The sequence below is a fragment of the Burkholderia sp. lig30 genome (assembly GCF_000687455.2).
Taxonomy (GTDB): Bacteria; Pseudomonadota; Gammaproteobacteria; order Burkholderiales; family Burkholderiaceae; genus Burkholderia.
In genome coordinates, this window is sequence record NZ_JGVW01000047.1 from 77,754 (window position 1) to 84,253 (window position 6,500).

6 protein-coding genes are annotated in these 6,500 nt (G+C 63.0%); all 6 read right to left on the bottom strand.

Translation table 11 applies throughout. From position 1 onward, the window contains the following. Positions 1-78 precede the first annotated feature (78 nt). The 6 genes from LIG30_RS02905 to LIG30_RS02930 all read right to left on the bottom strand — a co-directional run bounded on the left by LIG30_RS02905 (position 79) and on the right by LIG30_RS02930 (position 6,313). On the bottom strand, positions 79-864 hold the full coding sequence (locus tag LIG30_RS02905; protein ID WP_038709481.1) for an acetoacetate decarboxylase family protein: 786 nt from the start codon (positions 862-864) through the stop codon (positions 79-81). Between the two features lie 101 nt (positions 865-965). Further along, on the bottom strand, positions 966-1,484 hold the full coding sequence (locus LIG30_RS02910) for a cupin domain-containing protein (RefSeq protein ID WP_051994841.1): 519 nt from the start codon (positions 1,482-1,484) through the stop codon (positions 966-968). Positions 1,485-1,486: 2 nt separating this feature from the next. Beyond that, entirely contained in the window at positions 1,487-2,143 is a 657-nt protein-coding gene (gene maiA / locus LIG30_RS02915) for a maleylacetoacetate isomerase (RefSeq protein ID WP_038709487.1), read from the bottom strand. Positions 2,144-2,145: 2 nt separating this feature from the next. Further along, positions 2,146-4,062, bottom strand: coding sequence for an FAD/NAD(P)-binding protein (locus LIG30_RS02920; RefSeq protein WP_083493870.1), 1,917 nt, complete (start codon positions 4,060-4,062; stop codon positions 2,146-2,148). After that, positions 4,059-4,925, bottom strand: coding sequence for an N-acyl homoserine lactonase family protein (locus LIG30_RS02925; protein ID WP_051994842.1), 867 nt, complete (start codon positions 4,923-4,925; stop codon positions 4,059-4,061). Before LIG30_RS02925 ends, LIG30_RS02920 begins: the two co-directional genes overlap by 4 nt. Then, on the bottom strand, positions 4,922-6,313 hold the full coding sequence (locus LIG30_RS02930) for a KamA family radical SAM protein (RefSeq protein ID WP_038709488.1): 1,392 nt from the start codon (positions 6,311-6,313) through the stop codon (positions 4,922-4,924). The genes LIG30_RS02925 and LIG30_RS02930 overlap by 4 nt, the downstream gene beginning before the upstream one ends. Positions 6,314-6,500: the final 187 nt, after the last annotated feature.

Here is a 6,500-nt window from a genome sequence, read left to right on the forward strand (position 1 = left end):
TGGCGTCGGACACGTCGGATCCGACAGAACATGAAAGAGACGTCAGGAATCGAACGGCGGAAACGGCACGAGGCCGGCTCAGCGCAAGACGCGTTGGTCGCGATAAGACTTGCCGCCGTGCGCATGAACTACGGTGCCGCCTCGCATCTCTAGCACCGGCAGGTCGGCGAGTGCATTGACGACGTGCGCCATCGTCGGCAGGTCCGACCACGTCGCGCGATGAAAATGCAGACGCGCGTCGCCCGTGTATCGGCGTTCGATCGTCACGTGCGGATCGTGGCTCGGTGTCAGAGTGACCTCGCAGAGATCGGCCGCGCCCCACTCGCCGGTGCGCGGCTTGTACTTCAGCATCAGCGTGCCGTCACTGCCGTTCAGCGCGCCGTCTGTCGGCGCCTGCACGAGAGCGCCGACGGCGAGTTCAAGGAAACGAAAGCCCATCCAGCCCGCCTCGCAGAGCTCGCTACCGCCGAAGCTGCGCGGCGCAAGCACGTCGGCGTACAGCTTCGGATGGCCGATTTCGTCGCGCCCCGTGATGATCGGATCGGCGAGGTTCTCCCAGGCCACCGCGAGGAACTTGCCGCTCGCGCTGTCGCGCAGGCCGGTGAACACGGCGGGCCAACTCACATGGACCATCGTGTAGCCGCGGCCGGCGAGCCAGTCGACCTCGGTCAGGTAATGGAACTCGACAGTCACGACGGGCTCTCCGGCCAGCGCGAAATTCTTGGGTAGATGCCGTTCGAGACTCGCCGTGTCGGTCAGGAACGACGCGGCGACGGTCATGCGTTTCGGCTTGCGGTCCGGATCCGCGGAAAGCCCGTCGGGAAGTTGTCGCGGCCCCGGAGCCGGCCCGAAATGCGTAGGCATCCTGTATATGAACCCTTTATCGAAAGTATATGTCAAATCAGTTCTCCGCTTCGACAGATGGCGGCGGATTACCGCGGCGACGCCCCCACCCGCCCGTTGGATTATCGATGCGTGGCTAAGCCGGCGTCGGCATAGATGATCTGCAGCTTGCCGCCTATCTCGCGCATCAGGTTGCCGGCGCTCGCGTTCTGCGGCAGGTTTTGGAGCCGGTACAGCACGAACGGCTCGCTGCCCGAACGGTTGCTAATCGTGTGATAGCACCAGGCTGGAACGAACAGGGTGTCGCCGGACTCGATGTGTTCGGTCACGCCATCCTCTCCGAAAGCGAGTTCGCCCGATCCCGAGCGTGCGATGTACAGATGCCAGAAGGAATGACGATGGCGCTCCGTCGTCTCGCCAGACCTGAGTACTTGGATGACGAGGGAAAGATCGGGCGCCACCGTGCCGTGTTCGTCAACGTTTCCGCCAGAGAGCGCCAGCGTGCCCTGCTGATTGTGGGGGCGAGTGCCCGTCTCGGATTCGATCGCCTGCCATCGCCAGATCACCGGATTGGCGATCGGCTTGGAGGTCAGTTCCAGGTATTCGGAGAATGGAAGGATGTCTCCTTCGATAGGCTGCATGGTCACTCCGTGATCAGCGTGGGTTGAGGTGAGCAGGCGTCCGGATGCGCATCCCGGAATGGCTGAAGTTGCATGCAGTGGTCGACGATGAGCCCGACCGTCGGAAATTCATCGATGACGATGCCGAGCTTCTGCGCCGATACGATCTGAGGCACCAGCGCGATGTCTGCGAACGACACGCGGTTGCCGTGGCAGAACCATCTCGTCGCCGGATCGGCCGCGAGCATCGTCTCGATTGCGGACAGGCCGTCGATCATCCAGTGTTGCTTCCAGTGCTTGACGGCCGCGTCGTCGCAACCGAGAACGGTCTTCAGATAGTGGCCGGCGCGCATCGTCGTCAGTGGATGGACGTCGGCCGAGACTGCCTGGGACAGCGCACGCACGCGCGCCTGCTCGGCCGGCGCTGCGGGTAACAGCGGCGGATCGGGATAGACTGTCTCGAGAAATTCGAGAATTGCTAACGACTGGGTCAGCACCTGTCGACCCGCGACGAGCGCCGGCAGCAGGCCCTGCGGGTTGACCGCCAAATACGCAGGCGCCCGATGCGCGCCGGCATCGAGGTCATGGACGACCTGGTCGTAACGGAGCCGCTTCAAGTTCAGGGCGATGCGAACCCGGAACGACGCGGAGGAGCGGTAGAAATCATGCAGCTCAAACATGATCAGTTTTCCTCAGTTGTTGCAAGCGCCGCATCGCCGCAGGTTGGCGACGGATGCGGCGCGGTGCCCGCGCGGGCCAACGTCGCGAGGGCGCGTTCTGCCGCAATCGCGTCGAGCAACTCCTGCACGCAGCACGCCGCGTCGCGTGTCTGACGCGACGCTATGCCGGGACGCGGCAGCGCATGCGTATAGAAATGCGCACCCTCGACCGGAAAGCCGATCGCCCAGAGTCGCTCGCTGCTCTTGCCGTCCGGCCCGACCGGATGCAAGCCGGTGTCGATGTCGATGCCGCCCGGGTGGTAATTGCCGTTCAGGTAGGGACGTACGATGCCGCGCGCGAGTAGCGCGGCCGACAACGGCGAGGCATCAGTCAGCGGACTGTAGCTGTCGAGCCGCGCAGACACCAGCACGTCGGCATACCATCGTTCGACGCGCTCGCCGTAGCTGGCTTCGATTCTGAAACGTGCGCTCGCTTCGTCGTCGATCACCTGCGCGCCGGGACCGCCCGCGATGTCGATGAGACCGGCGGCATGCAGTGCGAGGAACTCGCGGTTACGGCGCAACGGCGGCCCGAACGACACGCGGTTGGTGATCGCGTTGAAATCCTCAATGAAGTAACGATGGGACTCCGGTGTGAGGCCGCCATATTCGACGGCCGCGCGCAGCGCCTCACGCGTGTCGCGTAGCGCGTCGGTGGCAGCCTTTACAGGACTCGCAAGATTGCCACGCAGCGCATGATCGAGATCGTCACCGAACATCAGGTAGAAGAACTCGCGGAAATCCGCGAACGAGCGAAATTCTCTGCCGTAGAGCGGCCAGAGAATCTCGCGAACGGCCTGCAACTCAGCCGGTGACGGCTCGAAGGTCTCCGCGTCGACGGCACCGCGTTGTGACGCGGCACTGTACGCGTACGCCATCTCTTTGATCACGAGCGGCAGCACATGGTCACGAAAATCGATGCGCGGGTCTCCCGTCGCCTCGAACGCAGTCTCGCGCAGCTTCGCCACGGCGGCCGGCGTGAAGAAACGCGCCTCGTGGCGGCCGGTCACCCCCTTCTGGTTGATGCCGCGCGCCGCAAACGGCAAACATTGACGCGACACCAGCAGCATCTGCGGCTCGAGGCCCGACTTCTCATAGACGAGCTCGCCGTTGCGCTCGACGTAGTGGCCGCCACGCCCCAGCGTCAGCGCCGAGATCACGTCGTGCGCGGTCAGCCCGAATCCCTGGATCGCGACGATCGCACTCGCGGTAATCTCGTCGAGTATTTCGACGGGATACGGCGTTGGCAGGTAGGTAAGATCGGGATTGTTGATAAAATGACGTTTCGCGAACTGGACGTAGCGTTTGTCGGCCTCGGAAGGCTGGCGACGCCCATGCCCCGTGGCCAGGAACACGAACTCCACAGTGTGCTTGACGCCGTCCTGCTCTATCACCTGGTAGCCATTCTGCAATGGCACAAGATCGACGACAGTCGAGCGCCGGTGCGTGATCGTCACGTTGCGCGGCAACGCCGCGACGATGTGCTCGTAAATCCAGCTTAGGTATTCGCCGAGCAGGCTGCGCGGCAAATGATCGGCATCGGTGATCGCTCGACCCTCGCCCTCCGGCACGCGCCGGAACGCACCATCGACGACGCGGTAGCCCTCCTGGTGCGCCCATTTGAGGAAGGACGGCGAACCGTCGCGGCCAAGCCGGCTCTGCGGCGCAAACATCGTCACCTGCGAGGCGACGGTGTTGATCAGCAGATGATCCTGCTGCGTCGCGCGGTGCACGCCCTCCCCGCATTCGTTCGGATCACAGACAGTGATGGCCAGCGCTACGTCGGGCGGAATGCGATTCGCGTATTCGAGCAGGCGCTCAAGCACGGTCACGCCGCGCGGCCCCATGCCGATAATCGCGATCGGAATTGTATGACTCATTGTGCCCCCTCCGTTTCAAGTCGTGCCTCGTCCCGAACGTTCTCTGTCTGCACGATGGGTTTCTCATGCAGCGCGACGATGTCCGGATGGCCGTTCCAGTGTGAGAAGCGTGTGCGAACCAGCGGGTCGTGCCCGGGAATCACGTGATCGGGCCCGTCAGCGAGCCTCGTCAGCGTGCGGTGCCCATCGAGCATCGCCGCGACGTGATGGACGATCGGAAATAGGCGGCCAGTGCGAACGTGGTTCCAGTAGTGGGCCGCATCGCTTGCCAGTACGACGTGGCCGCGCGCCGTACGCACGCGCACCGCCTGCAGGCCGGCCGTGTGGCCGCCGATCAGGTGCACGTCGATGCCCGGCGCGATCGGTTCGTCGCCGTTCGTGAACTCGACGTGGCCCGCATGCAGCCGCTCGATCGCAGCGCAGACATCGCCCGCCTCGAACGGCCGGCGCACTACCTCGTGGCACATGCACCGTCCCGTGCAATAGGCCATCTCGGCCTCTTGCAGGCGCAGCGTCGCATCGGGAAATGCTCTGATGTTACCGGCATGGTCGTAGTGCATGTGGCTGATGACGACCGTGTCCACGTCGCTCGGGGCGATGCCGAGCTCGCCGAGCAGCGCAATCGGCGAATGCAGGTAGCGTCGGCCGCGCCGTTCGGCGGTCGCGGCGTCGAAGCCAGTATCGACGAGCACTACGCGACCGTTGCCGCGAATCACCCAGACATAGAAGTCCAGCGGCATCGCGATGTCGTCGTGCGGATCATCGCCGAGATAGTTCTCGCCGCTGCGGCGCGTATCGTGCGTTGCATAGCGCAGCGCAAAAACGTCGTAGACGGTGCGATCGGATTGCGTGGTGCTGTTCATTCCACCGCCTCCAGAAGGTTCTCGTCGACCTCGCCCGCCGGGTGGATCGGAATCCGCTTGTCCGCATGCTTGCCATCCATCTCCGATAAGGCCCGCTGGAAGAAGAAGTGCTTTTCGCCGAAGGCCGGAACCAGCTCGTCAAACCAGGCAGCCTCGGGATCGAACTTCGCGTAGAACGGACGGCGGACCCATTCCGAGTTGCGGCCTTGCAGGAGTTGCAGCGCAAACACTTTCTCGCCGCCCAGCTCGACGATACCGTCCACCATGACCTTGCCCGGGAACGCACTCATAGATGGGCCGCGCACCGTGCGAGCAAGTCCCGACACTTGGCTGTAGGCGGCCTGGAAGATTTCGTAGGCGCGCGCGAGTGGCAGCTTGAAGTAGTCGCTCGGCCCGGTGTCGCGCTCAACGAACATGTAGTATGGAATCGCGCCGAGTCGTACGCCCGTCGTCCAGAGATCGGCCCAGGCGGCCGGATCCTCGTTGATGTGGCGGATCAGCGGCGCCTGGATGCGCAAGCTTGCACCGGTGCCGATGATGCGCCGCACGGCTTGCTCTGCGACTGGGTGCTTGAGCTCGCGCGGATGGTTGTAGTGGCCCATGAGTGCTAGATTGCGCCCCGATGCGACGACCGCTTCGAACAGGCGCAGCAGATCGTCGGCGTCCTTGTCGGTGACGAAGCGGTGCGGCCAGTACGCGACCGACTTGGTGCCGATCCGAATGTTCTGGATATGCGCGAATTCGGGCGTCAGCAGAGGTTCGAGGTATTCGGCGAGCGAACGCGCGTTCATCACGAGCGGATCGCCGCCTGTCACGAGGATGTCGGTGACTTCCGGATGGAGGCGCAGATAGGCGACCAGCGCGCCCGACGTACGCGCGTCGAACTTCAGCTCGCTCACGCCTACGAACTGCGGCCAACGGAAGCAGAACGTGCAGTAAGCATGGCACGACTGGCCCGAGCTCGGGAAGAACAATACCGTCTCGCGATACTTGTGCTGGAGGCCGGCGAGCGGCGCACCGTCGAGGTAAGGTACGTTGTGCGTGAACTGTCCGGCTGGGTGCGGATTCATACGCATCCTGATCGCATGTACCGCCGTCTCGACCTCAGATTCCGCCGCACCGGCGCGCACCAGTTCGCGCAGCGACGCATATTCGCTCTCGTGCAACATGTCGCGATGGGGGAACGTCAGACGGTAGATCGGATCGTCCGGGATGTTGTTCCAGTCGATCAGCTCGTTCAGAACATACGAATTAACCCGGAACGGCAGCACCCGGGAAACGATGTCGACCGCTTCTTGCTGCTCGACCGACAGTGAGGCCCATTGCGGCACCTTGGTGATCGTATGCCGCGTCAGCGGCTTGAATTTTTGGATCTGGAGTTCAGTCATGACTGGATATCTCACTCAAGTTCTGGATTGTTCGCATCAAAAATACGATAAGCCAACCACATATATTTGATATTAGTTCGCATTACATACTTATACTGAGAGTCGTTCCCGAGACCACTTCCTAATCCATCGCTTCTTCTTAGGCGACGCGATGTAGCTCCAGCCTCGCGCCCGTCTTCGCCTTGAT

What these genes read in the sequence shown, in the direction of transcription:
- LIG30_RS02905 (WP_038709481.1), bottom strand. Translation starts at nt 864, where the DNA reads ATGCCTACGCATTTCGGGCCGGCTCCGGGGCCGCGACAACTTCCCGAC.
- LIG30_RS02910 (WP_051994841.1), bottom strand. Translation starts at nt 1,484, where the DNA reads ATGCAGCCTATCGAAGGAGACATCCTTCCATTCTCCGAATACCTGGAA.
- maiA (WP_038709487.1), bottom strand. Translation starts at nt 2,143, where the DNA reads ATGTTTGAGCTGCATGATTTCTACCGCTCCTCCGCGTCGTTCCGGGTT.
- LIG30_RS02920 (WP_083493870.1), bottom strand. Translation starts at nt 4,062, where the DNA reads ATGAGTCATACAATTCCGATCGCGATTATCGGCATGGGGCCGCGCGGC.
- LIG30_RS02925 (WP_051994842.1), bottom strand. Translation starts at nt 4,925, where the DNA reads ATGAACAGCACCACGCAATCCGATCGCACCGTCTACGACGTTTTTGCG.
- LIG30_RS02930 (WP_038709488.1), bottom strand. Translation starts at nt 6,313, where the DNA reads ATGACTGAACTCCAGATCCAAAAATTCAAGCCGCTGACGCGGCATACG.